The 24,380-nt window shown below is 40.4% G+C and carries 30 protein-coding genes; 12 read left to right on the top strand and 18 right to left on the bottom strand.

The genetic code is table 11. The annotated features are described in order from the left end of the window. Window positions 1–35: 35 nt before the first annotated feature. Complete coding sequence (locus GGR21_RS17120; protein ID WP_183308458.1) at window positions 36–1,934, top strand: amidophosphoribosyltransferase; 1,899 nt, start codon at window positions 36–38, stop codon at window positions 1,932–1,934. Window positions 1,935–2,147: 213 nt separating this feature from the next. Here GGR21_RS17120 and GGR21_RS17115 read toward each other — a convergent pair whose 3' ends face one another. Genes GGR21_RS17115 through GGR21_RS17100 form a run of 4 tightly spaced genes read right to left on the bottom strand, consistent with a single transcriptional unit; the run spans window position 2,148 to window position 5,301 of the window. Beyond that, complete coding sequence (locus GGR21_RS17115; RefSeq protein WP_183308457.1) at window positions 2,148–2,852, bottom strand: head GIN domain-containing protein; 705 nt, start codon at window positions 2,850–2,852, stop codon at window positions 2,148–2,150. A 52-nt stretch (window positions 2,853–2,904) separates the two neighbouring features. Further along, entirely contained in the window at window positions 2,905–4,200 is a 1,296-nt protein-coding gene (locus tag GGR21_RS17110; RefSeq protein ID WP_183308456.1) for a DUF4097 family beta strand repeat-containing protein, read from the bottom strand. A gap of 12 nt (window positions 4,201–4,212) precedes the next feature. Beyond that, window positions 4,213–4,743 carry a hypothetical protein gene (locus GGR21_RS17105; RefSeq protein WP_246348103.1) on the bottom strand — a complete coding sequence of 177 codons (531 nt, stop codon included), beginning with the start codon at window positions 4,741–4,743 and terminating at the stop codon, window positions 4,213–4,215. A 27-nt stretch (window positions 4,744–4,770) separates the two neighbouring features. Beyond that, window positions 4,771–5,301, bottom strand: a complete 531-nt coding sequence (locus GGR21_RS17100; RefSeq protein ID WP_183308454.1) for an RNA polymerase sigma factor — start codon at window positions 5,299–5,301, stop codon at window positions 4,771–4,773. A gap of 325 nt (window positions 5,302–5,626) precedes the next feature. On the opposite strand from GGR21_RS17100, the gene GGR21_RS17095 reads away from it, so the two are divergent. From GGR21_RS17095 to GGR21_RS17075, 5 genes are all read left to right on the top strand, one after another. Then, on the top strand, window positions 5,627–6,292 hold the full coding sequence (locus GGR21_RS17095; RefSeq protein WP_183308453.1) for a hypothetical protein: 666 nt from the start codon (window positions 5,627–5,629) through the stop codon (window positions 6,290–6,292). A gap of 79 nt (window positions 6,293–6,371) precedes the next feature. Further along, complete coding sequence (locus GGR21_RS17090; RefSeq protein WP_183308452.1) at window positions 6,372–7,451, top strand: DUF4831 family protein; 1,080 nt, start codon at window positions 6,372–6,374, stop codon at window positions 7,449–7,451. Between the two features lie 81 nt (window positions 7,452–7,532). Further along, window positions 7,533–8,015: a CYTH domain-containing protein gene (locus GGR21_RS17085; protein ID WP_183308451.1), complete on the top strand. Its 483-nt coding sequence runs from the start codon at window positions 7,533–7,535 to the stop codon at window positions 8,013–8,015. Window positions 8,016–8,285: 270 nt separating this feature from the next. Next, a complete protein-coding gene (locus GGR21_RS17080; RefSeq protein ID WP_183308450.1) occupies window positions 8,286–8,495 on the top strand; it encodes a hypothetical protein in 210 nt (69 codons plus the stop codon). A 35-nt stretch (window positions 8,496–8,530) separates the two neighbouring features. Further along, entirely contained in the window at window positions 8,531–9,994 is a 1,464-nt protein-coding gene (locus tag GGR21_RS17075; RefSeq protein ID WP_183308449.1) for a hypothetical protein, read from the top strand. Here GGR21_RS17075 and GGR21_RS17070 read toward each other — a convergent pair. The 4 genes from GGR21_RS17070 to GGR21_RS17055 all read right to left on the bottom strand — a co-directional run bounded on the left by GGR21_RS17070 (window position 9,991) and on the right by GGR21_RS17055 (window position 11,730). Beyond that, on the bottom strand, window positions 9,991–10,131 hold the full coding sequence (locus tag GGR21_RS17070) for a hypothetical protein (RefSeq protein ID WP_183308478.1): 141 nt from the start codon (window positions 10,129–10,131) through the stop codon (window positions 9,991–9,993). The two genes, GGR21_RS17075 and GGR21_RS17070, sit on opposite strands and share 4 nt — an antisense overlap. An 83-nt stretch (window positions 10,132–10,214) precedes the next feature. Continuing rightward, window positions 10,215–11,039 (bottom strand): MBL fold metallo-hydrolase, encoded by an 825-nt coding sequence (locus tag GGR21_RS17065; protein WP_183308448.1) that lies wholly within the window; start codon window positions 11,037–11,039, stop codon window positions 10,215–10,217. A 96-nt stretch (window positions 11,040–11,135) separates the two neighbouring features. Further along, complete coding sequence (locus GGR21_RS17060) at window positions 11,136–11,465, bottom strand: zinc ribbon domain-containing protein YjdM (protein WP_183308447.1); 330 nt, start codon at window positions 11,463–11,465, stop codon at window positions 11,136–11,138. A 64-nt stretch (window positions 11,466–11,529) separates the two neighbouring features. Next, window positions 11,530–11,730 carry a helix-turn-helix transcriptional regulator gene (locus tag GGR21_RS17055; protein ID WP_183308446.1) on the bottom strand — a complete coding sequence of 67 codons (201 nt, stop codon included), beginning with the start codon at window positions 11,728–11,730 and terminating at the stop codon, window positions 11,530–11,532. 135 nt (window positions 11,731–11,865) lie between these two features. Here GGR21_RS17055 and GGR21_RS17050 point away from each other — a divergent pair, with 135 nt between their 5' ends. Both GGR21_RS17050 and guaA read left to right on the top strand, forming a co-directional pair. Then, window positions 11,866–12,150 (top strand): hypothetical protein, encoded by a 285-nt coding sequence (locus GGR21_RS17050; RefSeq protein WP_183308445.1) that lies wholly within the window; start codon window positions 11,866–11,868, stop codon window positions 12,148–12,150. A gap of 227 nt (window positions 12,151–12,377) precedes the next feature. Further along, entirely contained in the window at window positions 12,378–13,898 is a 1,521-nt protein-coding gene (gene guaA / locus GGR21_RS17045) for a glutamine-hydrolyzing GMP synthase (RefSeq protein ID WP_183308444.1), read from the top strand. A 268-nt stretch (window positions 13,899–14,166) separates the two neighbouring features. Here the strand turns inward: guaA and GGR21_RS17040 are convergent, their stop codons facing one another. Next, a complete protein-coding gene (locus GGR21_RS17040) occupies window positions 14,167–15,216 on the bottom strand; it encodes a linear amide C-N hydrolase (RefSeq protein ID WP_183308443.1) in 1,050 nt (349 codons plus the stop codon). 312 nt (window positions 15,217–15,528) lie between these two features. On the opposite strand from GGR21_RS17040, the gene GGR21_RS17035 reads away from it, so the two are divergent. From GGR21_RS17035 to GGR21_RS17025, 3 genes are all read left to right on the top strand, one after another. Further along, window positions 15,529–15,912: a DUF6249 domain-containing protein gene (locus GGR21_RS17035; protein ID WP_221233032.1), complete on the top strand. Its 384-nt coding sequence runs from the start codon at window positions 15,529–15,531 to the stop codon at window positions 15,910–15,912. Next, on the top strand, window positions 15,912–16,457 hold the full coding sequence (locus GGR21_RS17030) for an RNA polymerase sigma factor (RefSeq protein ID WP_183308442.1): 546 nt from the start codon (window positions 15,912–15,914) through the stop codon (window positions 16,455–16,457). Before GGR21_RS17035 ends, GGR21_RS17030 begins: the two co-directional genes overlap by 1 nt. A 141-nt stretch (window positions 16,458–16,598) precedes the next feature. Continuing rightward, window positions 16,599–16,961: a hypothetical protein gene (locus tag GGR21_RS17025; RefSeq protein WP_183308441.1), complete on the top strand. Its 363-nt coding sequence runs from the start codon at window positions 16,599–16,601 to the stop codon at window positions 16,959–16,961. 12 nt (window positions 16,962–16,973) lie between these two features. On the opposite strand, the gene GGR21_RS17020 is transcribed toward GGR21_RS17025, so the two are convergent. From GGR21_RS17020 to GGR21_RS17010, 3 genes are all read right to left on the bottom strand, one after another. Further along, complete coding sequence (locus GGR21_RS17020; protein ID WP_183308440.1) at window positions 16,974–17,333, bottom strand: hypothetical protein; 360 nt, start codon at window positions 17,331–17,333, stop codon at window positions 16,974–16,976. A gap of 77 nt (window positions 17,334–17,410) precedes the next feature. Next, window positions 17,411–17,962, bottom strand: a complete 552-nt coding sequence (locus GGR21_RS17015; protein ID WP_183308439.1) for an NAD(P)H-dependent oxidoreductase — start codon at window positions 17,960–17,962, stop codon at window positions 17,411–17,413. Window positions 17,963–18,049: 87 nt separating this feature from the next. Continuing rightward, window positions 18,050–18,829: a radical SAM protein gene (locus GGR21_RS17010; RefSeq protein WP_183308438.1), complete on the bottom strand. Its 780-nt coding sequence runs from the start codon at window positions 18,827–18,829 to the stop codon at window positions 18,050–18,052. A 457-nt stretch (window positions 18,830–19,286) separates the two neighbouring features. Here GGR21_RS17010 and GGR21_RS17005 point away from each other — a divergent pair, with 457 nt between their 5' ends. After that, window positions 19,287–19,679, top strand: coding sequence for a barstar family protein (locus GGR21_RS17005; RefSeq protein WP_183308437.1), 393 nt, complete (start codon window positions 19,287–19,289; stop codon window positions 19,677–19,679). Between the two features lie 7 nt (window positions 19,680–19,686). Here the strand turns inward: GGR21_RS17005 and GGR21_RS20820 are convergent, their stop codons facing one another. Genes GGR21_RS20820 through GGR21_RS16980 form a run of 6 tightly spaced genes read right to left on the bottom strand, consistent with a single transcriptional unit; the run spans window position 19,687 to window position 24,380 of the window. Then, a complete protein-coding gene (locus GGR21_RS20820) occupies window positions 19,687–19,944 on the bottom strand; it encodes a hypothetical protein (RefSeq protein ID WP_221233031.1) in 258 nt (85 codons plus the stop codon). A gap of 11 nt (window positions 19,945–19,955) precedes the next feature. Then, window positions 19,956–20,318, bottom strand: coding sequence for a hypothetical protein (locus tag GGR21_RS20815; RefSeq protein WP_221233030.1), 363 nt, complete (start codon window positions 20,316–20,318; stop codon window positions 19,956–19,958). Between the two features lie 5 nt (window positions 20,319–20,323). Further along, window positions 20,324–20,767 carry a YqaA family protein gene (locus GGR21_RS16995; protein WP_183308436.1) on the bottom strand — a complete coding sequence of 148 codons (444 nt, stop codon included), beginning with the start codon at window positions 20,765–20,767 and terminating at the stop codon, window positions 20,324–20,326. After that, the gene (locus tag GGR21_RS16990) at window positions 20,760–20,972 is read right to left on the bottom strand and encodes a hypothetical protein (RefSeq protein WP_183308477.1); all 213 of its coding nucleotides are present in this window, start codon (window positions 20,970–20,972) and stop codon (window positions 20,760–20,762) included. Before GGR21_RS16990 ends, GGR21_RS16995 begins: the two co-directional genes overlap by 8 nt. A 2-nt stretch (window positions 20,973–20,974) precedes the next feature. Continuing rightward, window positions 20,975–22,663 (bottom strand): glycosyltransferase family protein, encoded by a 1,689-nt coding sequence (locus GGR21_RS16985; RefSeq protein ID WP_183308435.1) that lies wholly within the window; start codon window positions 22,661–22,663, stop codon window positions 20,975–20,977. Continuing rightward, window positions 22,620–24,380, bottom strand: a complete 1,761-nt coding sequence (locus tag GGR21_RS16980; protein WP_183308434.1) for a glycosyltransferase family protein — start codon at window positions 24,378–24,380, stop codon at window positions 22,620–22,622. The genes GGR21_RS16985 and GGR21_RS16980 overlap by 44 nt, the downstream gene beginning before the upstream one ends.

Below are 24,380 nucleotides of genomic sequence, written 5' to 3'. Positions count from 1 at the left end.
AAAAATGCAAATATTCGCAACGAAGGAGATTATCTATGACAGAGCCTTTAAAACATGAGTGTGGTATCGTTATGATACGCTTGCTCAAACCACTTGAATACTACCAGAAAAAGTATGGGACATGGCAGTATGGACTGAATAAACTGTACCTGCTGATGGAAAAGCAGCACAACCGGGGGCAGGAAGGAGCCGGGCTGGCCGTTGTGAAACTACAATCACCTCCCGGCAGCGAATTTATTTTCAGGGAAAGAGCCACAGGATCGGGAGCCATATCGGAAATATTTTCGAATGTCTATCAGAACTACGAAAAAGTTCCGGACGAAAAGCTCAACGATCCCGCATACGCAAGTCAATATCTTCCGTTTGCGGGTGAATTGTTTTTAGGCCACCTGCGTTACAGCACCACAGGAAAAAGCGGTATATCGTATGTCCATCCTTTCCTGCGCCGCAGCAACTGGAAAAGCCGTAATCTTGCCCTTGCCGGTAACTTCAATATGACGAATGTAGATGAGCTTTTTCAGGATCTGGTTGCCGAAGGGCAACATCCCCGTGATTTTGCCGACACCTTCGTACTGCTGGAATCGCTTGGACATCACCTCGATAGGGAAATTCAGTTCCAATACGACAAATTCGGCAAAGATCGTAAGGTAAAAGGCGAGGAGCTGAATAAACTCATAGAGGAAAATCTTGATATTCATTTTCTGTTGAGTAAGGCCAGCGAAAAATGGGATGGGGGATTTACCATCGGTGGACTGATAGGGTGCGGCGATGGATTTGTTTTCCGTGATCCGTGGGGGATACGTCCTGCTTTCTACTATCACGATGAAGAAATAGTGGTGGTGGCTTCGGAACGTCCCGTAATACAGACGGCTTTGGGGCTGAATGTGGATGATATTAAAGAACTGAATCCCGGACAGGCGATTATTGTAAAAGAAAACGGACGGGTAATGTTCTCGCAGATACAGGAACCAAAGAATGTATCGCCCTGTTCATTCGAACGCATCTACTTTTCCCGTGGATCGGATGCCGATATATATAATGAACGTAAAAAGCTAGGGGAGCTTCTGCTTCCCCAGATATTGAAGGCGATCGACTCAGATGTTCAGCACACGGTCTTCTCTTTTATCCCGAATACGGCCGAAGTTGCTTTTTTTGGCATGACCGAAGCTTTCAATAAATATATGAATGAGGTGAAGCTCCGTAAAATATCGGAAAAGGGGTCTTCTATAACTGAGGATGAGCTTGATAACATCTTATCGATGCGGGTACGAACAGAGAAAGTCGTAATAAAAGATATTAAACTTCGCACATTTATTGCGCAGGATAGCAGTCGTGACGATCTGGCCGCGCACGTATACGATGTTACTTACGGCTCGGTTCTTCCGGGTGAAGACAATCTTGTGGTTATCGATGACAGCATTGTACGAGGTACGACCCTCAAACAAAGTATTATCAAGATACTTGACCGCATACACCCTAAAAAGATCGTAATCGTTTCTTCTTCTCCTCAGATACGCTATCCCGATTGTTATGGGATAGATATGTCGCGTATGAGCGAATTCGCGGCATTCAGGGCAGCGATAGAGCTATTGAAAGAAAGGGGAATGCAGGATGTGATAGACGAAGTATACTGCAAATCCCTGGCGCAAAAGGGCAAACCGAAAGAAGAGATCGTAAACTATGTAAAAGAGATCTACGCTCCGTTTTCCGATGACGAGATTTCTGCTAAAATGGCGGAAATGCTCACTCCGAAGGATACGAAGGCCGAGATCGAACTTGTTTTCCAGAGTATAGAGAACCTGCATAAAGCCAGTCCGAACCATAAGGGAGACTGGTACTTCTCGGGAAATTATCCTACTCCGGGAGGTAACAGGATGGTGAATACGGCATTCCTGAATTATATTGAAGGAAATGACCAGAGATCTTATAAATAAAGAGGCTGTCTAAAAAGTAATTTTTATTATCTCTTTGTCATGTTGAACGGAGTGAAACATCTCGTTTCCGGAGGGTCGGGATTCTTCGTTGCACTCAGAATGACAAAGGGAAGTAACACTTTGATAGTGTAATCTTACTTTTGGGACAACCTCTTTTCTTATTATTCAAAATGGATTTCCTTAACGGAATATGGAAAGATACAATTATATATTTTAGTTCTTCTTGATACTTCCTCCTCCCGATTTGGAAGTGCTAATGTCGCCTCCCGACAAATTTCTAATGTTTACGTCCGATCCTCCGCTGGCTGCAACAGAGGCTTTCTGCACTTTCCCGCTCAATTCCAGGTCAGCTCCGCCACTTGCCGCAGCAGTAAGTTTTTCCACATCAAGGTGTATCTCACCGTCGCTACCTCCCGAAAACGATAACTGAACATCTTTAGCTTTAAGCATTTTTATGTCGCAGTCGGCACCACCCGAGAAGGCCAGCTTGCACTCCGATACCGAAAGTTTCTCTATATCGAGATCGGCACCACCCGATGCTGCTACTGAAAAGAGTTTGTTAGTAGATAAATCTTTTATATTGACATCCGATCCGCCCGACATGGCTAACTTCTCCAACGTAGGAGCAGAGACATATACTAATACTTTTGTGTTTCGTTTGAACTGTGTTCCTTTTTTCCTTTTTATTTCCAGTGTTCCGTCTTTGACTTCAATTTCCACATTAGGCAAATTCTCTGCATCGGTCTCGATTTCGGCGGTATATTTATTAGACTGTGTGAAATTCACATCTATTCCCCCGCTAACTGATATGCTACTGAAATTCGATACATTCCTTTTACTGCCAGACGTTTGCGCCGATGAAGAACAAGCGTTGAAGGCAAAAATAAGAGTAATCAGAATAAAGCAATTTGTTTTCATATTGTTTATATTTATTGGTTTATGAATTAGGAGTTAAAGGAGTCCCTGTGTTTTATTTGATTTCCACATCGGCATACATATTCTTTACTTTTATCGTTGCTGTTGGTTTTCCGTTACCTATTTGCCCGATTTTTACCGATTTTGTATTTGTCTCCCTGTTTTCCGTATATTTTATATTGTGTTTTTTCGCAATACCCAGATCCCCGTACGTGAGGTCTGTGTCGAAGTTTACAGACATTCCGGCGGGTACACTCACTTCCACATCGGCATAACTGGCATTGATGGTTATATTCTTCAGTTTCGGTGATATCCCTTTTACTGTAACATCTCCATATGCGGTTTTGACCATCATATCCGAAATAAGATTATAAATATTGATATCGCTGTATTTTGTATCCAGATTTACCGATGAGACTGTGCCCAGACGTATATCTCCGTAAGCAGGTGATCCGGATGTGATAAATGAAACAACATCGTCCACCTTGTAGTCGGTATACATCCCCTTTACGTCCATATTCCTGGCCTTTTTGATCTTCACATCAGAATATGATCCCGAAATGGATATATCTTCCGCCTCGTCTATTTTAAGATCGCCGTATTTTAAATTGAAGCTTGCTTTTGACTTGGAAAACGACTGAGCCGAAAGGTCGCTGTAAGACATGTCAGCTTTAAAGGCGCCTTCGTGCCGGCCTACTTTTACTGTACCATACATTAAGTTGATGTCTACTGCCGTACTCTTGGGCAGGCTGATGATATAGTTGATTGTAGCTCCTCCTCCCGATCTACTTGTGATAACAGACAAAGTCTTTCCTGCAGTATTTACAATACTCGAGCCTTTATTATTGTTTTTGTCGAAATATTGTATCTCCAGATCTATCTGTTTCGAGTTCGATTCCTGGATAATAATATTTCCATACTTATGGGAGAATTTGACTTCCGAGATATCAGTGAATAATTTCTTTTCCACCCTTGTCGGAGTTTTGGCTTGTTTTCCTCCCTTATATTCATTGAAATTAAATTCATTCAGCTTAAGATCTTTCATGTTGGGCATATTCTTCAGGTTCTCCCTGAGATTTTCCTTCATGGCCTGCAGCTGTTCATTGTTGAGTTTTAAAGATTCCCTGAGTTCGGCCATCTGGCTCGAATCGAAATCGAAGTTAAAGTCTAAGTCTTTAAGACTTTCGAGACCTTCAAGACTCTTGAGGTCTTCAAGGCTTTTCAGGGCGTTATTCATGTCCGGTAAGATAAAACGATCTTTGTTTTTCTTAACGGAATCCTGCGGCAGTATGGCGTTTACCTGTAAAAGAGCCATGCAGAATAAGCTTATCAATAATATATACTTTTTCATAATGTAGTGTTTTTAGCAGTGTGTATGTTTCCCCAATTTTTCATTAATGTTGCGAAGTGCCTGTATATTTGCTTTATAGTGTTTCACAAGATAGCGTATTGCTATCTCCTGGTCGTCCTTTTTCCCCATCTGCTCTACAAAAGCCTGGTTTTGCTCTATTATCTGTTGCAGGTCGGATGTCAGTTGAGCCTGGTTTTGCGGATCGGTCTGTGCCAGTTTGCACATAATATCGGCAATCTGTTCTTCCATTTGCTGGTTGTAGAATTCATTTGTCGCCTGGAATTCACTCGTTGAGATGCTTTCTTGTGTAGGTGCGGTCACATTGATACTGTCCGGCGCATAAAATTTTACAGCAATAGCTATCAGTACAGCGATGGACGCTGCTACCGAAATAAGGCTAACCAGCCTTACCTTTTTGGCAGGTTTTTTCTCTTCTTTCTTTTCATCCAATTGGCTGAGCATGGCTTCGAAGCGCTCCATGTGCCCGTCCGATGGTTCTTTATCATCAAATAACCTGCGGTTATCGTCTATATATTTTTTCATATCATCCTTTTTCATCGTAGCCTCCTTTCAGATAAGTTCGATCAGTTTTTGTTTAGCTCTCATATATTGTATCCGTACCGTCCCTGCCGGTATTTTTAGTATGTCGGCGATCTCCTCATGGTCATATCCTTCTATCAGGTACAGGTTGATAACCAACCGGCTTGCATCGGGGAGTTTATTTATCGCCGCTTTCACCTGTTCCACTTTTCCTGTTATTTGTTCCCAATCCTCATTGTCATTCGAGTCGGCAACATCGTAATTTATATTCTCATTCAAATTTATTACATCCAGTTCCTTTTTGCGCAATTTATCTATAGATGTGTTTATGGATATCCGTACCAGCCATGCTTCGAAAGGGGTGGATATATCATAAGTGTTCAACCGTGAAAAAGCTTTCAGAAAACTTTCCTGCATAGCATCCTCCGCTTCATAAGAATCCTGCAACACCCTGTAGCATGCATTATACACCCTCTTGTAGAACGTAGAGTATAGTTGCATTTGTGCCTTGCGGTCACCTCTGCGGCATTGCTCGATTATACTATGGTCGAAACTTATCATCTGTTTTATTTAAGGTCACAGACCTTTTTTATTATAACAGTCAGGTTGTTAACGATTCGAAGCATGTCATTAATTGTCCTCTGTTATTATATAGTACGGAGGAAAAAAAAGGATGTTACAAAAAACGCATATTTTTTTGTAAAAAAAGAAATACGTGAAAAAATATTGTCTGTTTATGGAAAAGATGTGTTAGTTTTATCCATAAAGTTACCTTAACTTTTTATTTTGTCATCCTGAGGTACGAAGGATCTCCTTGTGGATGCTTCGTTTCACTCAAGCATGACAAAGAAGGGCAAAATGAATACTTTAACAACATATATTACATATGAAAAACGTTATATTCTCACTACCCATTATCTTGTTACTAGCTTATAATGCCTGCAAAAAAGAAAACCATCCGGCACCGGTAAGCAAAATGTATCTGGTGGAATATGGTTTCGACTTTCCCGAACCGCCTGCTACCGATTGGATATTCTACGTGCATGGGATCAGCGAGATCGACTCCATGTATAATGTAAAAACCATCCAACGTGAGAAATTCAGGGGAGCTTACCGTTCACATAGATTTACTTTGGCCGATACTACTCGGCAAAATATAAAAGATATACTGGATAAATATCCACAGGATACATCTTTTGTTTTTAGCGGAAATGGAGATCCCATATTATATGGAGGATATTATTTCTTCCTGTGGGTAGAACGGAAAGATAATTCACACAACCTGATCGACCTTTATATGCCCCGCAATCTTCCGGAGGATTTGAAATATGTGTATGACAGGCTTTTTGGAGATTATAAAGATAAAAAGCTGGGCTATCTGATAAATAATGAAGATTCTCTTAACCGCTATTTCTCTCGTTTCGAAACCTACCTGCCTGAAAACCATATCGCCCGTCCGCCTGTTATAAAATGGGATAATATGCCATCTTTTATTCCGCCCACCATTGATGGTGATGATGATGAAGTATCTGATGAATATGACGGCGAATAAAAGAGAGTATGTTGACCTACTGGTATTTTCACAAAAAATATGTAGCTTTGCCTGATAATATTTTTAAAACAGAACACTTATGAGATATTATATAAGTTTGTTTTTACTCTTCTTTATTGGTCTAAACTATACGTCTGCGCAGAATACGGTAAAAATGAGTGCTGTGAAAGGAAATGACTATGGTGTGGCTTATTCTTTGCCTAAAACATCGGTAGTGGTAACTGTAAATTACACAAAGAAGACTCGCAAGATCGGAGAATTTTATCAGTATGCCGACAGGTATCTGAGTATATCCAACCCTATTACCGAAAATGAAACGATCTACACTGTAGATAATATAGATGCTACGACAAAGGGTGTTGTGGATAAGAATAAATCGTATCTGGTTGAGTTTCGTGCCAATTCAACTGCTCCGTTTGTCACACTGACAAAAGACGGACTGATATGCGCGATCAACTCCGATTATACTTTTTCTCAGGAAGTCGCTACTGATGTGCAGCCTCCGGTGACGGCAAGCACGCTGGATCCCCGTAGTTTCTTATCCGAAGAGATTCTTCGTGCAGGATCGACAGCCAAGCAGGCCGAACTTATTGCCAAGCAGATATACCGCCTGCGTGAAAGCCGCAACAATATACTCACAGGTGACGCCGATAATATGCCGCCTGACGGGAATGCTTACAAACTGGTGATGACTCAGCTGGAGGAACAGGAAAAAGCGCTTACTGCCATGTTTACAGGGATTGAAACGACTGAAACCGGTTCAAAAGAGTTCACTGTTATACCCGATGAAAAGGATATAAATAACCGCGTTCTTTTCCGATTCTCATCTAAATTGGGAGTTGTCGATCCTAACGACCTGTCGGGTGCGCCTGTATACCTGTCGCTCAAGAATAAGGAACCAAGAGCCGAGCAGATACTGACACCGAAGGAAGAGAAAGAAATGGAAAAGAAATTCTCATCGGGCATTATCTACAACATCCCGAACAAGGCGAGCCTGACAATATCGTACAACAACAGGAACTATGTGCAGAAAGAATGTGATGTAGTACAATATGGTGTTCAGGATGTGCTGGCCAAACAAATGTTCGATAACAATAAACAACCTGTCAAGGTGATCTTTTATCCCGATATGGGAGCGATAAAACAGATTATTCAATAACCGAAATAAGAGAGTATTATTGATATGCCGGTGAGAAGTCTGAAGATACTCACCGGCATATTTCTTTTTTATACATAATATATGGCACTGGAAATAGAACGTAAATTTTTAGTAACAGGTAGTTTCAAAGATGAAGCTTTCACTTATGAGGAGATTGTACAGGGATACTTGTCCTCGGTTGCCGAACGTAGTGTAAGGATAAGGATAAAGGGAGAAGAAGCATTTATTACCGTGAAAGGTATGGGTAATGAATCCGGCATCTCCCGCTTCGAATGGGAAAAAGAAATTCCTATTGCCGATGCACGTGAACTGATGAAATTATGCGAGCCGGGAAGAATTGAGAAAATACGTTATTACATTATTAGCGGTGACAATACTTTCGAGGTGGACGTATTTAGCGGGGAGAATGAAGGCTTGATTATTGCCGAAATTGAATTATCTTCGGAAGACGAAATCTTCGAAAAACCCGGATGGCTCGGAGAAGAAGTCACAGGCGACAAGCGTTATTATAATGCGGCATTGAGTAAGAATCCGTATAGGGAGTGGGGAGGAGGAGAGTTATAAATTATGCCAATCAGTAGTTGAAATTATTATGATTGTAAAAAATAATCGTTCTATTCATCTAACGCACCCTTCGGGTTTGTTTTTCATTTTGGCATTGCCCAAAACGAAACAAAAGGCTAGTGCTTGGTTCCCCGTCGACCTGTCAACGGCTTGCCGGCTAAACCAAATAAACTCGCCTTCGGCTCAGACAGTATTTGGTTTCACGCCGTCTTCACCGGACAGGTGAACCTATGCACGGAAAGCTGACGCACGATAGGGAATTACCCTGCCTTGACGTGGCTTTGCCCGGTGGCATTAGGCCGTAGTGCTGGGCACCCGTCAGGTGAAAGGGGCGTGAAACCGAAAGCGTCCGCAGGACAATCTTTCGGTTTAGCCCGTGAACCTGTAACGGGTAGCACGAAGGATGAGCCACCAAAGCGTTTTTGGTTCCTTTTGGGGATTTGGCCAAAAGGGACACAAGCAATCTGCGATTGCGCGTAGTATAAGAGAAATGAACGTTTTATATAACAAAATATATGATAGATACACAGGTAAAAGTACATGATAATTTTTCACTTGAATTCAAGATAGGCTTTATCACCGGCAGCAAAGATAGAGATGCCAATGAATTCAAGATAAACACATGGATTTTTGTGCCTAACAGTATCGATATAAACCGTGCGACTTACAAAAAGACAGATTTCTACCGTGATGTAAAAAATAATATCCGGCTCATTACTCCGGTCTATTCCCTGCAAGAGATTTTAAAAGCCGGGAGAGGGCCATTACCCCGCCTGCAAAAGGCCATAGATGCACTTGTGCTCGATCCGGCAGATGAAGTGAAAACAGAAAGCTTCGTCTATCAGGTGAAAATGTTTGTCTGCATAGTGAAAAGCGCCTTACGCAGACATGTGGAGATCATAGAGAGTATAGCGACTGATGACAAAACAATAGATCATGTAGAGGCTTTTATCCGCGACATCAGCGAGATCAATCTCCGTTACCGTGAAATGTGGGATGAACTGGAAAATCCGGAAATCACCAAACAGCAACGGGAATATTATCTTTTCGGAGACGATTTTCTGGGGAATATTACCGAGCAATATACTTTTCAAGTGATTAGTTCACTGAAAGACAACCCTCTGTACCCGCAAGTAAAGTCAGGCTTGAACCGATTGCTCGAAAATGAAATAGCCCACCGGAAGAAACGGGGTTTTATGCTGCTCGATAAAGACAACGACAAGCATAACAGCCTGGTGATAACACAACGCAATATCCTTAAAAAATTCGTCGAAAGTGACCTTTTCCTTCAGGTTATACGCAAAAGGGACGGGTTATTGGCCGAGCAATTCTATTACAGTATCGCCGCCGGTATCGCTATGGTGTTTGCCACAGTTGTTTCATTCTTTGCAACCTTGCGCTTCGGGAATTTCACAACCGACCTGTTTCTTATACTGGTGTTCAGCTATATGTTCAAAGACCGTATAAAGGACATGATGCGTTACTATTTTTCTTCGCAGATGGGGAAAAAATATTTCGATACCAAGCTCAAATTAAGTATTCGCAAACAGGAGATCGGCTGGGTAAAAGAAGCCTTCGACTATATGCCCGACGAAAAGATACCTGACGAAGTAAAGGCTATCCGTGCCCGTAGCCCACTGGTAGAAGCTGAGAATCAGGTATATGATGAAAAGATAATCTTATACCGCAAATGGGTGAAACTATCGAAAGAAGACATCGAAAAGTATAAGGAATATCGGCTTTCGGGCATTAACGACATTACCCGTTTCAACCTGATGAATTATACACAGAAAATGGATAATCCGCATATACCCCTTTATATGGCAGATGAAGACAACGGCTTTGTGAGTATCAGGGGAAATAAAATGTATTCGCTGTATTTTATTTTACATTGTAAATCCGATGAGGACGAGTATTACAAAAAATACAGGGTACTCTTCAACAGGAGGGGAATAAGCGACGTAAGCGAACTGAGTTAAATGAAGTTTACAGGTAAGTTCCTGCGTTTGGCCCTGTCACGTTTTTTCTTTTGTATATATGCATAAACCGCAACACTGCTCACTGCTGCAACAATAGTTATGGCTAGTACTTTTTTGGTCATGTCAGTTTGTCCCATTTTCTATGATATTAAGATATTGTAAAGGTAATAACAAAAAACAGGAAATCCATTTTCCCTATTTATAAACTTTAAATAAAAGATCAGAATTCCCTCAATCCCGATACCTTATAGCGGCTGAGAGCCTCCAGCCTGATATGTTTGCCTACCTGGCAGCCTTTGGTCTTGAGAGCCTCTTCTACAGTCTGGTATGCCAGTTCGGGGCGGTTGTTGTCCTGGCTGAGATGGCACAACCAGATGTTTCGCAGGCGTTCATTGTAAATGCTGGCGATAAAATCGGCCGAAAGACGGTTGCTCAGGTGTCCCATCCCGTTTCCTATGCGCTGTTTAAGGTAATAAGGATAACGGCCTGCCTGTAGCATATATTCATCATAGTTCGATTCGATAACCAGATGATTGGCCCGGGATGCATACTCCCTTATTTTGTCCGTAATGCATCCGATGTCGGTGACAATGACAAAAGACTGGCCGTCGAATTCGATATGATAGCCTACGTTATCTATACTGTCGTGAGGCACTTCGAACGCAGTTATTTTAAAATCCCTGATTTCGAACGCTTTTTCTTTCTCAATCACTCTTTTGGTCTGGAAAAGATCGGCATGAACAACCCTGTTGCGTTGTATACCTTCGTGTACGGTTTCGGTAGTATAAACCGGAATACTATGTTTATCCCCAAAACAGCCAACTGTTTTTATATGGTCGGCATGATCGTGGGTGATTAGTATAGCATTGATCTTCTCAAATGCCACCCCATACTCTTTTAATGCTTTCTTAACGGTGCGGATACCTACTCCGGCATCTATCAATATGCCGTATTCTTTGGTGCCCAGGTAGTAACAATTACCGCTACTGCCGCTGCCAAGACTAAAAAACTTATATTTATATTGTGTGAAGAGATCGTATTGCATAACGGCTGCAAAGTTATGCAGTATTCTCAATAAAAAAAGTATCTGTAACGTTAAAGTTATAAACACTTTTGTATAAATGATTAATAGTCAGTCAGATTATTTTTTCAGGAAACAGGTTTTCAATACGATGCTCGATCCTTCTATTTTGCAATCCACCTCGGTAGGTTCTTCTGTCAGACGTATGCTTTTTACTTTTGTTCCTCTTTTTATAACCATCGACGAACCCTTTACTTTCAGGTCTTTGATTACGGTCACAGCATCCCCGTCCATCAGCTCAGCTCCGTTGCTGTCGCGTGGAGTCGTATCGTCCGCTTCTGCCGGAGCATCTCCTGTCCATTCATGAAAACAGTCGGGGCAGATAAACATTGTACCATCAAAATAAGTATTAGCCATGCTGCAGGCAGGGCAATTTGGAGTTCCTTCCATTTTATATGTTAGTTTTTTATGTTAAAGGTGCAAAGATAAGGGAAATAGAGGCAGGGTGCAAATCTTAGTCTTTATCGTCCAGTTCGAATATCTCGTTTACTGATTTATTGAAAATTGCCGATAATTTCAAAGACAGCACTGTAGAGGGTATATAGCGGCAGGTCTCAATAGAATTGATCGTTTGTCGCGAAACGCCTACCTGTCTTGCTAGCTCCTGTTGGGTAAGATTCAGCCTGACACGTTCAAGTTTTAGTGTATTTTTCATTTCATTCTTCTTCTCAGGATATAAAACATGATAAGATAGCACAATAACATGAAAGATATAATTTCGTAAGAATTAACCTCAGTTATCCTGTCATATAAAATAAAATTTCCCAGTGGTTTTAGAAAAGAAAAATAGATGACGGTAGTAGCGAAAGAAAATACAATGGCTTTGGAACGTATTGATACGGTCATTTCATCTTCTATCCTTTCCCGGGCAAATGTGATGAACGATAGCCCGAGTATAATCACTGTAAAAAACAGAAATTTTAACAATGATTGTTCCATGTCCGCAAATATGTCTTTCCTTAAAATAATAAATACTAGAAATGGGGTTATACCAGAGATAATACATCCTAAATACTTGAACGAATGCGGTAATAAACGTTGCCTGTTTTCCATACTAATCAATTTTATTATGTAAAGTTAGTTTTACTAAAAGACAAATATACTTTACATTATTTATATTTGCAATTATATACCCATTTTTTTTCATCAGGCAGGATGCTGGCTGACCGGCGAAACAAAAATAATATAAGGTAAACAGGCAGATATTTATAAAATATATCAACAATAGCTTATAACAACTTTATACAAAAAAAATGATGTATCTTTGTGCTCATTAATTCAATAACTTTTACTTACTTCTTTATGCAAGAGAAAATTATTATCCTCGATTTCGGGTCGCAGACCACCCAACTGATCGGTCGCAGGGTCAGGGAATTAAATGCATACTGCGAAATTGTTCCTTATAACAAATTCCCTTTTGGCGATGAATCGGTGAAAGGCGTTATCCTGTCGGGAAGCCCTTTTTCTGTAAATGACGAAAATTCATTTAAACCCGATCTCAGCCAGATCAGAGGTAAATTTCCTGTATTGGGTATTTGCTACGGAGCGCAATATCTGGCTTATACATCGGGAGGAAAAGTAGAAAAAAGCGATTCCCGCGAATACGGACGGGCTCATCTGACTAAAATAAAACAAGGCTCCCCTTTGTTCGATGGTATAGGAGAAGGATCTCAGGTATGGATGTCCCATGGTGATACGATCACCGTTTTGCCCGATAATTTTGAAGTGATCGCCTGTACCGAAGATGTGGAGGCGGCAGCATATAGAATACAAGGAGAAGAAACATGGGCGGTACAGTTTCATCCCGAAGTGTACCACACAAAAGACGGGACAAAACTCCTGAGCAACTTCCTTAATATCTGTCATTCGAAAAGAGGATGGAGTCCGGCTTCATTTATAGATACCACTGTAGCAGAATTAAAAGAACAACTGGGCGATGACAAAGTAATATTAGCCCTTTCGGGAGGTGTCGATTCTTCTGTTACTGCTGTTTTGCTAAACAGAGCTATCGGCAAGAATCTGACATGTATTTTTGTCGATCACGGATTGCTACGTAAAAATGAATTCGAGAATGTGCTGAAAGACTATGAACATCTCGGACTGAATGTTATAGGTATCGATGCCAAAGAACGTTTCTATAAGAACCTTGCGGGAGTAACCGATCCTGAACAGAAACGTAAGATCATAGGTAAAGGCTTTATCGACGTTTTCGACGAAGAAGCGCATAAGCTTGAAAATATAAAATGGCTAGGGCAGGGAACTATTTATCCCGATGTTATCGAGTCATTATCTATCACCGGAACGGTCATAAAATCACATCACAACGTGGGTGGATTACCCGAAAAAATGCATCTGAAGCTGGTGGAGCCGCTTCGTTTGCTATTCAAAGATGAGGTTCGCCGGGTAGGATTGGAGTTAGGCATGGCCGAGCACCTGATCAAACGCCAGCCATTTCCGGGGCCGGGACTGGGTATCCGTATATTAGGTGATGTTACCGCTGAAAAGGTTGAAATAGTACAGAACGCTGATGATATATTCGTTCGTATGCTTCGCCAGCATAACCTTTACGACCAGATATGGCAGGCCGGAGCTATCCTGTTGCCAATCCGTTCGGTGGGAGTGATGGGTGACGAACGTACTTATGAAAATACCATCGCACTTCGCGCCGTGACTTCGACTGACGGAATGACCGCCGACTGGGCGCATCTGCCATACGAGTTTCTGGCTAAGGTATCGAATGAGATCATCAATAAAGTGCAGGGGGTAAACCGTGTAGTTTACGATATTTCGTCTAAGCCGCCTGCGACGATCGAGTGGGAATAAAACCAATCTCTGAATCTATCAGAAATATTTCATATAAATCTATATAAAATCAAAGAGTTAGCTCAAAAATGAGCTAACTCTTTTTGTTTCAATAAATCCCTGTTTTTATCACATCTTTTGTTTTGCTCCAAATAACTTATTAATACAAATCAGCAGTTGGAATTATATAAATTAATAATTCCAACTGCTGATTTGTATTACTCACTGGGACTTCTTTTTCACCATACTTAAAAAAAGTATGGTGAAAAATCCTTTTTATCGGGAACGCTTAATCTCTTCCGAGAAATTCAAATGGCTTACTATCAACAAAATTATTGATTGTATTACCTACATATGTCTTGTTGCTCACAAGATCAAGTTTTTTCACGGGAGCGTTTTCGGTAAAATTGATGTCTTTGAAGTTTACCCATATCACATTCGGAGACAAGGTAGATTCGAAATAATATGTTTTATTCTTCTGGTCTGCTACTGTTCTCCATATTGTAGATGAAATATTCGGTTCGTTAGGAGTGCTTATACCAAAAGGAACAGATGTGTTGCGTATAACACTGAAGACACTTGCTACAGATGTGCGTGTATCTTCAGTCTTTGGTATAACATTAATATAGTAAGAAGCTCTTACGAAACGGTCGGCGGCACGATTAGTTCCCGGAAGAAAAGTAAGTCCCCCGATATTTTTCCAGTATTCGTTCAATGCCAGTTGCTGGTCGAATATAGGAGAGTTTGTCATCACCTGATAAGATCTGTCGTGATGGATTACCAGTTTACCGTTGATGTATTCGAATATAGCATTATCTCCTGTCGTATCTGAAATGGAAAGATGCAAGGTAGCCATACGCGATCCGTCGGGCATCATATCCGAAACCACCTCAAATTCTCCTTTCTCCATTTCTTTTACAGCTTCGTCTACTGTTGCAAAGTTATCGAGCATATATTGCACCCATGCTGCAATAGATAGCCCTGGTTTTTGTCCGTTCCATTGCGGATATTCCGATTCGGCCAGCCACAACAGATTAGCTACCAGCCCTTTTTCATTCATTCCGTCGGTACTGCAAATATCATAAGCAGCAGTTACCACACTGCCGTATTTGGATGTCCATCGCAGAGGGTTCTTACTGATTTCTCCACTACGTTGCATACCTCTTGGGAAAATCCAGATATTACTGCGGCTGTCTTCTTTCCAATCCATTGTGCGGCCTGTCAGTATTGTATTGGCCGGACCATGATAAACAACTCTTGTGCAGGCATCGGCAACAGTTAATTGTGCTCCTGCAATGATAGTGAATAGCACTAAACTTAGTTTTTTAATAGTTCTCATATTTTTTTATTTCATGTGATTCTATCTTAAAACAATGGCATTCTGGGAAATGTTCTGTAATAGACGCTGAAATCTCTATTTTATAATTTTAAGGTGATTGGTAAATGAAATTTCTTTAGAGAGAAGTATTGGATTGGCCATTCACTATAAAAAGATTATTTAATAAAGATGGCTGTTTAAAACCTTTCTACACTTATATTTGCAATAAAAATATGATTACCGGGAAAAAAATACCTGAAATTTGTAACCGAATGAAAACCTTTGTAGTCATATTATCGAAAACAGATTAATAACAACTAAAAATAAATAATTATGGAAGCATTTATGGAAGCATTAATACCGATACTTGCGATAGTTTGCATATTCGGTTTGCCCGTTATCTTAGGAGCTTATGTATTGGTAAAACTTATTACTTCTAACAACAAGGAACGCCTTGAGTTGGCTAAGCATGGTATCGTGCCTCCTGCCAAGAGTAAACCCGCCCCGAACAAATACCGTTCGCTCCGCAATGGTATACTGTGTATAGGCATTGCTCTAGGGCTTATTCTCGGGATGATTATTACTGTAGGCAGTCTGTATGAGTACTATGTGGAATTCATGATAATAACCTCGTCTACAATAATGTGTATGGGATTGGCCTATATTGCATTCTACCTGATAGTGAGGAATAAGGATCTGGAAAACGAAGGCGAATAATGGACGAAAAGCTACAGATACGCAAAGTGCTGAAGGGGGATACATCCGCCTTCGGCTATTTTGTCGATACTTATCAGGATATGGCTATCACCATAGCCTATCGTGTCTGTGGTAACAAACAGGATGCGGAAGACATTGTACAAAATGCGTTTGTAAAAGCCTTTCACAATTTAGAAACATTCAGGTCGGATAGTAAATTCTCCACATGGTTTTACCGCATTGTTTACAATACGGCCATTACCGAAACCAGAGGGGTGGGGCGCAATACTGAATTTGAAGATTACAAGATGGCTGATACCGCTTATTACTCGGATATGGACACTATGACCCAGATAGAGGAGAACGAGCGGAACGAGATGATTAACAAGACGCTCGATATGATGCCGAAAGACGAGAGTGTTTTGCTTACCCTTTACTATCTTGAAGACAATCCGGTAAAGGATATTGCGGTAATAACCAATCTGACCGAAGCGAATGTAAAAGTGAAGTTACACAGGGCACGGAAGCGATTCGCCGAGATAGCCAGCCAGCAAATGAGGATTTAGATTAGTAATAATGGATAAATTTGTCATGTTGAACGAAAGTGAATTGCAAATCGCCGATGCGAAAGCGAGGCAAACATCCCATAGAGATCCTTCGTTTCTCCCAGGATGACAAAGTATACTAATAATTTTATATATTTGAATATGAATAAAAAAGAAATAAATAAAGAAGACGCCTTGTTTAAGGAAATACTTTCCGGAACTAAGATGAAAGCCGGCGAGAACCTTAAATTCAGGATCATGCAGCAGATACAGACCGAAGCGGCCTTTTCCCGTAAAAAGAAAGCCGTGAGTAATCCGCAGATAGGGAATATGTTCTCTATATTCGGTGTTATGTACGCGCTTATAGTAGTGGTTGGACTGGGCGTTTATTTCATGGGAGGTACAGGCGCCCTGGAATCGGTATTATTCTTCCTGCCCGTAATTCTGATAGCATCGGTTTGTGGCATGTTCTGGATGATATCGTCGTACGACGATCGCAGGCGCAGTAAACATAAAGTGAAATAAGCTGCCGGATAACTACTTTTTAGTATAATTTACCCACGCCTTGTCGTTATTCTGATATATCGACAAGGTGTTGTTGTTTACTTTATATAGCAATCCCGAATTAGGATAATCATCAAAAAATATAGCGTCTACAGTGATTTTATACGAACCATACGATAAGTTTTCGCTTTCGGCCAGTGAAATCCTGTCATTCACTTTCACAGAGCCTTGATTGTTCTCAAAGATATAAGTGGTGGAATCGGTTCCGTTTACATAATACCATTTGCCTGCAATAAGGGAATTATCGAGGTAATTTACTTTTTCGTCATCAGACGAACAGGATAATATAAAAATGGAGAATAAGAGTACTGATAAAATAGCTAACTTTTTCATAAGGCTCTACGGTTTTGATACAAAACTATATAGAATTGTTAACTAATCAAAATCAAACACTTTTTATTTTGCTTTTGTCACACTGTTTCTTCGACTTTTCTCAAGAACTCTTGCCGTTGTTCACTCGTCCCTTTTGATGTGCCTTCGCAACTCAGCCATACAGCATTACGTATACCCACAGGATTGAGCATATCGCCGATGAAACCGTTTTCTATCACATTTTTAAAGTTAGGACTCGGATGTTCGGATGTGGTGATGACCGTCGACTTGTTTATATCCAGCAAGGCATTGAAACCCCCTTCGTAATTGAAAGCGAAATCTTTGAGCAACACTTTATCAAAGAACCCTTTCAGGATGGCAGGCATAGTGTTCCACCAGTTGGGGAAAATAAATATCATTTCATCCGATTCTTTTATCATCTGCTGATATCGGGTGATAAGCGGATCGAGGGCTTTTCCCTGATTGTAGACTGCCAGTTCTTCTTCGGTGAATACGGGATTGAACTTGTCTTTGTTCAGGTCGATCACATGATAAGGCTTGTTCTCTTTCTCAAACTTTGTTGTTATCACATCCAGTATCGCCTTATTAAAACTACCATGCCATGGATGGGCAAAAACGATTGTTGTCATAATTTTTTACATTTAAAAATTTCAAGTTTCAAGATTGGAGAACTATCCAATCGTGAAATTTTGAAACCTGAAATCTTGAAATCTTATTCATCCTGCAATATTCACTTTTATCCCCAATTCTTCGACTTTTTTGCCTATTTCCCGCAGTTTTTCCACCGGGACTTTTTCAAGGTTCTTTTCGGGTGTTTCGCGGTCGATGGTGTAAATCATTACTTCGCGAGGGTTAGTCATTTTTACGGCTTCCAGCCATGCTGAAATTTCTTCGTCGGTGGTGTTGTCCACTGTCTTTCCATTGTGCGACCCTGTAACGAACATGGTTTGCATAATAAAATTACCGTTGAAACGTTTGAACAGTTCAATCTGCTTTTCTATACTATACGATGGCGCGTTGGGGCGGTCGATCAGGCGGGCTGTGGCGATAATTGCCGAATCGAGTTTCAGTATATTATTATCTACTTTTTTCAGTGTTTCAAATACTTTTTCCTTGTCGATATGCATGGCATTGGATAGTACACTGATCTTGGCTTTGGGAAAATATTTATCCCGTAGTTCTATCGTATCGTCGATAATTCCGGCAAATTGCGGATGCATAGTCGGTTCGCCATTTCCTGCAAAGGTAATGACGTCTATATTAGTCTCTTCCTGTTGCAATTGTATAAGTTTATCTTCCAGCGCCGCCTTCACGTTTTCCCTGTCGGGTAGCTTGGTCTTGGTCCTGAAATCTTTATTATACCCGCATTCGCAATAGATGCAGTCGAACGAGCACAGTTTTCCGTCGTAGGGAAGGAGGTTCATCCCCAACGATGTGCCCAGTCTGCGGCTGTGGATGGGGCCAAAAACTATTTCGTGAAAGAGTATTGTTGACATCTTTTATATTCAGATTTTTATGAGTACGAAATTAAACAATATTATTAAGAGCATGTTTACTTTTTAAGTAAAATCAATAATTGTGCCAATTTGTGGTATAAAATATATGTTCATTTATTTTTTACTACGCGCAATCAAAGATTGCTTGTCATTCTTTTGGCCAAATCCCCAAAAGAATGCAAAAACTCTTTGGTGGCTCATCCTTCATGCGACCCGTTACAGGCTTAGGGACTAAACCAAATAAACTCGCCTACGGCTCAAACAGTATTTGGTTTCACGCCCCTTTCGCCTGACGGGTGCCCCGCACTGCGGACGAATGCCACCGGGGAATGCAGCCTTGATTTTTTGTAACTTTTGTATCAAGACAAAAGTTAAGAAAACAAGCCGGCAGGCGCGTTAGTGAAATTGGACGATTAAATCTAACACTGATTCACATTAATCATAAAAAAGTAAACCTATGACAAAAACAATACTCATCGACGGGAACAACATACATGACATTCCCGCTTTCTATGAAGAGATAAACCGTGTATTTATGGCGAATACAGACTGGAAACTGGGACAGAGCCTGGATGCACTTAACGATATGTTTTATGGTGGATATGGCGAAATCAACGGAAACGAGAATGTCCGTCTGTTTTGGAAGAATATGGATAAGAGCAGGGAAGATTTAGGATTGGAAGTTACAAAAAATTATTATGAAGAGAAATTGAAATCTCCCACTGTGTTTAATTCTGACTTTGTGGCGGAAAAACTGGCGGAATTAGAAAACGGTGTGGGTAAAACCTATTTTGAAATTGTGATGGAGATCATTAGCGAGCATCCTAATGTCGAATTAATTATGGGGTGAGATTTTTTTACTCAGTATTTATCTTTGTATATATCTTTCCTTTCCACCACATGGGAATACTATCGTTATCGGGATGAGCAAAATCAAGATCGAATTCAGCCTTTAATATTCCTTTTTCAAATAAGGACTTATCTATTTTGATTTCACCACCTTTTCCTTTAAAGTATTCCAGACCTGTGCGTATGCTGTTCAACTCTATAGAGGGGAAACATTTGTTGCCAATGATCTTCAGTAGCAGGCTCGAATGTGTTGCTACATTATACAATGTATAGCATTCTATTGTATCGTTTTCCCTTTGTATGCTTCTGCATAATTTGTTCCTGCCCATTCGTGGGCGTGAGCCTCGCTATGCAATGTATAATAATGATGTGTAGTATCTAACAACTGATAATAGTGTGTGATTGAATCTTTGATGATACGCCCGTTTTCATCGCGCATTTTATCTAAAATGGTATCACACAAACCGTTGCAGACCAACTCTCCGTATTCGTTCAGGAAAACATTTTCGGGATAACTCCATTCTTGTGTAAAAGAGAAATCGCCTTCCAGATTGTCGGTCCATCTTATTTCTATTCCCTGCTTTTCTTTGCATGAAAAGAGAGTTAATAACAGGATGGAGACTGTCAGCAGATGTTTCATAAAGTCTAAATAATCCAGTTGACCCCGTACATAATGAGAACATAGCGGGCGAATTTTCCCAGAAACATGGCGACGTTCACTATATAAACGTTTGACCGCATATAGCCTAATGCCAGTGCAATGATATCGCCTACAACCGGCATAAAGCTGAAAAAGGCCATAATAGCTCCTTTTCCTTCCAGCCAGTGTTGCATTTTATCTATTTTGGCTTTATCGACTTTCAGGTATTTTTCTATCCATTCTATTTTACCCAGACGCCCGAGATAGTAGTTTGTCATTCCGCCCAGCCAGTTACCTACCGAAGCAACTATGACACAGCCCCAGGCATTCATACCCATTGCCAGCAATCCGGCAAAGACGAATTCGGAGCCAAACGGAAGGATAGTAGCCGCAAGAAAAGAAGCCAGAAATAGGCCGATATACCCGTATTCTACAAATCCGTCAAGCATTCATCTTGTAATAAAAGAATCCGGCAAGCAACGGTGCGAATACGCAAAGTCCTATTCCTGTCCATTTAAGCCATTTCTCGGCTTTGGTACGTTCTTCGTTATACCCTACCTTGCGGATGAATGTTCCCGGACTGAAGATCATAAACAGCCCGAACAAAAGCATGAAGACAGGATATATGTAATCGATGTTTGAGATTTGATTCATTGTTACTTTTCTTTAGATAAACGTTTTCTTCTATTTGCAAAGATATAAATACATAACGAAAAGATACTCATAATAGTTGTGTACCACGAAATTTTTTGAACAGTAGTCCCTGTATAATACACTTTTATATCGCCCGGTTTTTCTGCAGGGATTTGTACAAGTCCTAAAAGACTGTGAGTGACAGGGATTTGTTGTCCGTTTAGTTCTGCTGTATACCCTTTGTAATAAAATAAAGGAAGCTCGATAGAATCGGGTTGCTGCACCTCTACTTTTAGGCTGGTGATGCTTTTATTCCTTACAAAGTTTTCGATCCGGGTGTCATCATTTTTCTTTCCTATGCTGTCGCCCCGTTCTTTCATATAGCCTCTGTCGGGTACTCTCGAAGGAATATACTCCAAAGAACCCATTCCATAGCCATCCGAGACGATCTCGAATGTATAGCTATTATTATTACAAATAATATAGTCGTATAATTTGCCGTCGAAAAACATCATCAGCACGATTAACCCTGTAATTGTGGAAAATGCGATCAGCCTATGTCCTTTCGACTTGATAAGGAAGGACAGGTAAACCCCGATTCCAACGGCGAAAAAGTAAGAGGTGAACTCAAAGAGCCGCCAGGGAAACTGGATGAATGAGAATGAATGAAACGGCTGTGTACCCCATGGGAAAAGCCATGATGCGCCCCATATGTAAAAGATTCCGATGATTACGCCTATATCGGCTTTCCGGAGTGTATCAGCTTTTTCCTTTACAAAAATCCTCAAAAAAATTCCGATAGTTAGTATTGCTCCTATTGCCGGGATAAACCCATTTGTCTTCTGTAAAAATCCTCCCAGCAGGGCAATAATCATCTGGTCGGGTCTCAGCCTGTTCCAATGAGCTACTATTTCTTCTGATGTGCTGAAATAGAACGAACTATTCCATATCTGTTCCAGCATGGGGAACAAATAGTATGATGTTATCACGATTGTCGCCAGGCCGGCGATTATCAACGACAAAATTCGCTTGGGTTCTTTTATCAGCCTTCTTGCCCCCACAAGAAGCAATAAAAGCATGGTTACGAACATGAGAAAGGACGACAGGACATGGGTAAATATAAGCAGGCTGTAACCAATTGTTATTATATACCATTTACGGTAGTCGCCATATATGATATAATATAACCCCAGAAAGACAATAGGGATAAACGTGAAAGAGATGGCCTCTCCTAATGCAAAACGGTAGAAAAAATCGATCAGCCTGTAAAGGCAGAAAGTATACAGCAAAGAAGCGGTAAAGGCGGCAAATCTGCTTTTGAAGATCTTATATACCGTTATATAGGTGAATGAGGCACATAGAAGTGTCATTGTTATTATCAGGCTGTAAAATCCAGTCTCTGCGCTAAATAATAACCCTATGGCAGCGAAAGAAATCAGGATAAGGTCGCAATAGAAGACCTTTGTAAGATACCCATAATTATCAACGGCAGCATAATCTGTATAATAAGGGAAGGCACCTTCTTTCAGTGCATTCATTAGGGCAACAAAGCGTTGATAATGGAACTGGTAATCGTGAGCCTGTGCCAGGCAGGAAAGATTATACCCGTTCATCATCAGCATAGTCAGAAGAATGACAATGGCAGCAAAAATAAAGTACTGAAGTCTTTTATTTTCTTCCAGATGGCGCAGTGTCTTTTTGATGAATCTCATTCTTTCTTTTTCTTGAATACAATATATAGGATACAAATATTAATATGGATATTAGAGAAATATACCATGATACTCTTTGTACAGTTGTTCCGGCGTAATACACTTTTATATTCCCCGATTCGTTAACAGGTATTTCTACAAGTCCGTTATCGCTTTCGCTTATGGAGATATTTTTTTCGTTGAGAGCGGCTGTGTATCCTTTATAATACAGTAGGGGGAGTTCTAGTGTGTCGGGTTCATCTATTTTTACATTCACTGAAGTAACTCCTTTGTTCCGCTCAAAATTATCGATTGTTGTTGGCTCATGCAGCGGAATAACACTGTCTTTTCTTTGTTTAATATAGTCTGGAGAAGGGACCTTTGAAGGGACATATTCAAGATTTCCCATGCGGAAATAAGTATATATATCCCATGGTTTTTTTTCGCGCTTGGCCTGAGCAACTTTTGGTATAGGTTTTTGGATACGCTCAAAATTATTCCGAAGTACCTCCTGCCGGTATAATTTCCCGTCGGTGTACATCAATGCCGTGGTGATTATTACTGTAATAAATACAGCAGCAAGAGAACGTGACGGGGATTTAATAATGGCAGCAAGATAAACACCGATGCCTATTGCAAAAAAGAAAGAGACGAATACAAACAATCTCCAGGGGAACTGGATGAAAGAAAATTCATAAAAAGGAAACTTCTCCCAGGGAAAATAAGATGATGAAACAAACAAATAGAACACACCAATGAGAACTCCCATGTCGGCAATCTTTATTTCAGCTGATTTTTTCCACACAAACAGGCGGATCAATATCCCAAAGCCAAGTATAGCCCCGATTCGTGGGGCAAAGTCAAATTTCGGATAGGTGAACCCGCCAAATAACGCGTCTATTACTTGAAAATTATCAAGCCTGAAATAACGTGGAAAAATAGTTTCATTTGTCTTATAGTAAAATGTATTAGAGAGCATTTGCTCAAACATTGGGAAAAGATAATAAGATGTCACCAGAACAGTTGTGCAACCAGCCAGTATCAGATACATTAATCGTTTAGGTTCTTTCCTGAGCGATTTATAATTTATTATGAGGATCAGCAATATAGTTGCAAATGTAAGAAAAGTGGAAAGTACATGTGTAAAGACCAATAAACTGAATCCGATAGAAATAATATACCACTTCTTGTAATCTCCTTTTACAATATGATATAATCCCCAAAAGACTATAGGAATGAAAGTAAAAGAGATAGCTTCTCCGAATGCAAAACGATGATATACATCTAGCAGCCTGTACAAACAGAATGTATACAGGATAGCGCTGATAGTCGCAGTGAAGGCACTCCCACTGATTTTATTTACTGTCATATATGTAAAAATACCGCAGAGTATCGTCATTGTGATGATAAGTATCTGAAAAGCTGTTGTTGTATCGGAGAAAATGGCAATTATGGCAAAAGGCACGAGTATAAAATCGGAATAAAAGCATTTCTCCATATATCCATATCCATCTAAAATAGTGTAATTTATATATATGGGATATTTTCCTGTTTTTAAAGCCTCGATAAGCGCTTCGAAGCGTGCTAAATGAAAAGAATAATCGTGGCCGTTGGCTTTGCCCAGAAGCGGGTACTGACTTACCATATACAAAGTAAGAAGTACCAGTATTATAAAAAATAACCAGAACTGGAGTTTTTTGTTTACGGCGATTTTATTAATTAAACTGTTGAATTTCAT

The sequence above is a fragment of the Dysgonomonas hofstadii genome (assembly GCF_014196915.1).
Taxonomy (GTDB): Bacteria; Bacteroidota; Bacteroidia; order Bacteroidales; family Dysgonomonadaceae; genus Dysgonomonas; species Dysgonomonas hofstadii.
This window is presented reverse-complemented; position numbering and strand designations above follow the sequence as displayed.

Coding starts and splice junctions, on each gene's coding strand:
- GGR21_RS17030 (WP_183308442.1), top strand. CDS start 15,912: ATGGACGAAAAGCTACAGATACGCAAAGTGCTGAAGGGGGATACATCC.
- GGR21_RS17070 (WP_183308478.1), bottom strand. CDS start 10,131: ATGGGACAAACTGACATGACCAAAAAAGTACTAGCCATAACTATTGTT.
- GGR21_RS17085 (WP_183308451.1), top strand. CDS start 7,533: ATGGCACTGGAAATAGAACGTAAATTTTTAGTAACAGGTAGTTTCAAA.
- GGR21_RS16985 (WP_183308435.1), bottom strand. CDS start 22,663: ATGAGATTCATCAAAAAGACACTGCGCCATCTGGAAGAAAATAAAAGA.
- GGR21_RS17095 (WP_183308453.1), top strand. CDS start 5,627: ATGAAAAACGTTATATTCTCACTACCCATTATCTTGTTACTAGCTTAT.
- GGR21_RS17120 (WP_183308458.1), top strand. CDS start 36: ATGACAGAGCCTTTAAAACATGAGTGTGGTATCGTTATGATACGCTTG.
- GGR21_RS16995 (WP_183308436.1), bottom strand. CDS start 20,767: ATGCTTGACGGATTTGTAGAATACGGGTATATCGGCCTATTTCTGGCT.
- GGR21_RS17055 (WP_183308446.1), bottom strand. CDS start 11,730: ATGAAAAATACACTAAAACTTGAACGTGTCAGGCTGAATCTTACCCAA.
- GGR21_RS17050 (WP_183308445.1), top strand. CDS start 11,866: ATGACGGTAGTAGCGAAAGAAAATACAATGGCTTTGGAACGTATTGAT.
- GGR21_RS16980 (WP_183308434.1), bottom strand. CDS start 24,380: ATGAAATTCAACAGTTTAATTAATAAAATCGCCGTAAACAAAAAACTC.
- guaA (WP_183308444.1), top strand. CDS start 12,378: ATGCAAGAGAAAATTATTATCCTCGATTTCGGGTCGCAGACCACCCAA.
- GGR21_RS17010 (WP_183308438.1), bottom strand. CDS start 18,829: ATGTCAACAATACTCTTTCACGAAATAGTTTTTGGCCCCATCCACAGC.
- GGR21_RS17025 (WP_183308441.1), top strand. CDS start 16,599: ATGAATAAAAAAGAAATAAATAAAGAAGACGCCTTGTTTAAGGAAATA.
- GGR21_RS17040 (WP_183308443.1), bottom strand. CDS start 15,216: ATGAGAACTATTAAAAAACTAAGTTTAGTGCTATTCACTATCATTGCA.
- GGR21_RS20815 (WP_221233030.1), bottom strand. CDS start 20,318: ATGAAACATCTGCTGACAGTCTCCATCCTGTTATTAACTCTCTTTTCA.
- GGR21_RS17015 (WP_183308439.1), bottom strand. CDS start 17,962: ATGACAACAATCGTTTTTGCCCATCCATGGCATGGTAGTTTTAATAAG.
- GGR21_RS17115 (WP_183308457.1), bottom strand. CDS start 2,852: ATGAAAACAAATTGCTTTATTCTGATTACTCTTATTTTTGCCTTCAAC.
- GGR21_RS17090 (WP_183308452.1), top strand. CDS start 6,372: ATGAGATATTATATAAGTTTGTTTTTACTCTTCTTTATTGGTCTAAAC.
- GGR21_RS17035 (WP_221233032.1), top strand. CDS start 15,529: ATGGAAGCATTTATGGAAGCATTAATACCGATACTTGCGATAGTTTGC.
- GGR21_RS17105 (WP_246348103.1), bottom strand. CDS start 4,743: ATGAAAAAATATATAGACGATAACCGCAGGTTATTTGATGATAAAGAA.
- GGR21_RS17075 (WP_183308449.1), top strand. CDS start 8,531: ATGATAGATACACAGGTAAAAGTACATGATAATTTTTCACTTGAATTC.
- GGR21_RS17110 (WP_183308456.1), bottom strand. CDS start 4,200: ATGAAAAAGTATATATTATTGATAAGCTTATTCTGCATGGCTCTTTTA.
- GGR21_RS17020 (WP_183308440.1), bottom strand. CDS start 17,333: ATGAAAAAGTTAGCTATTTTATCAGTACTCTTATTCTCCATTTTTATA.
- GGR21_RS17065 (WP_183308448.1), bottom strand. CDS start 11,039: ATGCAATACGATCTCTTCACACAATATAAATATAAGTTTTTTAGTCTT.
- GGR21_RS17005 (WP_183308437.1), top strand. CDS start 19,287: ATGACAAAAACAATACTCATCGACGGGAACAACATACATGACATTCCC.
- GGR21_RS17100 (WP_183308454.1), bottom strand. CDS start 5,301: ATGATAAGTTTCGACCATAGTATAATCGAGCAATGCCGCAGAGGTGAC.
- GGR21_RS16990 (WP_183308477.1), bottom strand. CDS start 20,972: ATGAATCAAATCTCAAACATCGATTACATATATCCTGTCTTCATGCTT.
- GGR21_RS17060 (WP_183308447.1), bottom strand. CDS start 11,465: ATGGAAGGAACTCCAAATTGCCCTGCCTGCAGCATGGCTAATACTTAT.